Source organism: Alteromonas gracilis (genome assembly GCF_043642145.1).
GTDB classification, from domain to species: Bacteria; Pseudomonadota; Gammaproteobacteria; order Enterobacterales; family Alteromonadaceae; genus Alteromonas; species Alteromonas gracilis_B.
The window spans coordinates 774,195-776,697 of record NZ_JBHZRZ010000001.1 but is presented as its reverse complement, the minus strand read 5'-3'; the positions used below and the strand labels follow the sequence as shown (position 1 = coordinate 776,697).

At 43.1% G+C, this 2,503-nt stretch carries 1 protein-coding gene and 3 tRNA genes; 2 read left to right on the top strand and 2 right to left on the bottom strand.

Going from position 1 to position 2,503, the window contains the following annotated elements; translation table 11 throughout:
- Positions 1–71, bottom strand: a tRNA-Val gene (locus ACHUFN_RS03345).
- 36 nt (positions 72–107) lie between these two features.
- Positions 108–183, bottom strand: a tRNA-Val gene (locus ACHUFN_RS03340).
- 658 nt (positions 184–841) lie between these two features.
- On the opposite strand from ACHUFN_RS03340, the gene gltX reads away from it, so the two are divergent.
- Together gltX and ACHUFN_RS03330 are read left to right on the top strand one after the other, a co-directional pair.
- Positions 842–2,251, top strand: coding sequence for a glutamate--tRNA ligase (gene gltX / locus ACHUFN_RS03335; RefSeq protein WP_394220882.1), 1,410 nt, complete (start codon positions 842–844; stop codon positions 2,249–2,251).
- Positions 2,252–2,336: 85 nt separating this feature from the next.
- Positions 2,337–2,412, top strand: a tRNA-Ala gene (locus ACHUFN_RS03330).
- The last annotated feature ends 91 nt before the right edge of the window (positions 2,413–2,503 follow it).

The window sequence follows — 2,503 nt, the reverse complement described above, 5'->3', positions numbered from 1 at the left end:
GACGCTACTGGGCTTGAACCAGTGACCCTCGCCTTGTAAGGGCGATGCTCTCCCAACTGAGCTAAGCGTCCGTATTTTGATTTCACTATTTAACCACTGTGAGGAAGTGGTGGACGCTACTGGGCTTGAACCAGTGACCCTCGCCTTGTAAGGGCGATGCTCTCCCAACTGAGCTAAGCGTCCGTATTTCTTTAAAGCTTGCCTAAGCAAGTGGGGCGGTATTATAGAGTCGGTTCCGTTAGTGTCAACAATAAAATTAAAGAAAAATGACTGTATGCCCGAATTTTAGACACTCTGACTGCATCTTGACTAAATTGATGAAAAGAACAGCGTTTTTTAAGGGGGAAGGCCAGCGCCTAATATATGAACCTTATAACTGTAATGGACAGACACTCATTAATAGCTCAAGCAAACCACTAATTTGAACTGCTAATACGGACAGACACTTAAAGCGAGTCGAAATAAGCCAAGTAATATGCACTGCTATGAAGAGATGTTATCTTTTCTTTAATGGACAGTCACTCACTTCACGGCCTGAGTAACTTTCACGATTGAGTTAAAATGTTTAGCGCTAAAGTGGACAGTCACTCGCTCTGGAGCACCAATTACCCATACTTTCCATGCTATCTCTTCGTCTTTCTTAATTAGTTTTTAATTCGAGAAATAGAGTGTGTGTCCAGTTTCTATAAATGTGGCTACCTAACGTCGCCTTTTCAATTAAGTGTCTGTCCACTTTCTTAATAGGTTTTCTCTCTTCTATTCTTAACTTGCTTTTGAAGTCGCGCGGACACTGGTAGAATGCGTCCAACTTTAGAAATACTATTAACAATAGAGAGTGATCATGTCGGTTGTAACACGATTTGCACCTAGCCCAACAGGCTATCTTCACGTTGGCGGCGCACGAACTGCGCTTTATTCTTGGCTTCTTGCTAAAAGCAAAGGTGGCGAGTTCGTTCTTCGTATAGAAGATACAGATATTGAGCGTTCAACAGAAGAAGCTAAGCAAGCCATTCTAGATGGAATGCAATGGTTAGGTTTAACGTGGGATACGGGTCCTATTTATCAAACTGAGCGTTTCGACAGATATAAAGAACTGATTCAACAACTTTTGGACGAAGGTAAAGCATATAAATGCTTTATGAGTTCTGAAGAGTTAGATGCAATTCGCGAAGCGCAAAAAGAGCGCGGTGAAAAACCTCGTTATCCTGGTACTTGGAGAGACAGAACTGATCATCCTGAAGACCAGCCTTTTGTTATACGCTTTAAAAACCCATTGGAAGGCAAAGTGGTTATCAATGATCACGTGCGTGGTAAAATCGAGATTAGCAATACAGAGCTTGATGATCTGATTATCCAGCGCTCTGATGGAACCCCCACATACAACTTTTGTGTGGTTGTAGACGATTGGGACATGGGAATTACTCATGTCGTGCGCGGTGAAGATCATATCAATAACACGCCACGTCAAATTAATATTCTAGAAGCGCTTGGCGCGCCAGTTCCAGAATACGCGCACGTTTCTATGATTTTAGGTGACGATGGTAAGAAGCTATCTAAACGTCACGGTGCAGTTAGCGTAATGCAATATCGCGACGACGGTTTCTTACCTCAGGCTGTACTTAACTATCTTGTTAGGTTGGGGTGGTCACATGGCGACCAAGAAATTTTCTCGGTTGACGAGATGATTGAGAAATTCAGTTTGGACGCCATTGGGCAGTCTGCGTCTGCCTTTAATACTGAAAAACTAATTTGGTTGAATCAACACTACATCAAAACACTGCCAGCAAGTGAAGTTGCCTCACATGCCAAATGGCATTTTGAAGAGTTAAATGTAGATTTAACAACTGGTCCTGCTCTTGAGTCTATAATTGCTATTCAGGCCGAAAGAGTGAAAACGCTAAAAGAGTTGGCAGAGATTTCTACTTACTTTTACCAAGACTACGAAGATTTCGATGCGAATGCAGCGAAAAAACACCTTCGACCTGTCGCTCGAGGGCCGTTAGAGGTAGCTAAAGATAAATTAATGGCCATTGAAGAGTGGAATCCAGAAAATATTCAGGCTGCGATTAATAGTACCGCTGAAGAATTAGACGTTGGTATGGGTAAAGTAGGTATGCCGCTGCGTGTAGCTGTGACGGGCGGTGGAAATTCTCCGTCTCTAGATATCACGTTGAATCTTCTCTCAAAAGAGAAAATTGTCGAGAGAATCGACAAAGCGCTTACTTTTATAGCAAACAGAGAAAAATCATAAAAAAAGCGTTGACATGACAGAGGGGGATGCCTAGAATGCGCCCCGCTGTCACGGAACAGTCACACAAAATGACTGGCACCATGATGGGGCCATAGCTCAGCTGGGAGAGCGCCTGCATGGCATGCAGGAGGTCGGCGGTTCGATCCCGCCTGGCTCCACCAAGTCACAATGAGTTGTGGTTTGATATAGGCTGAAGTTGTTTATTCAACTTCGGACTGAAAATTCGAAAGTTTATTTTCGAAAAAGAATTCA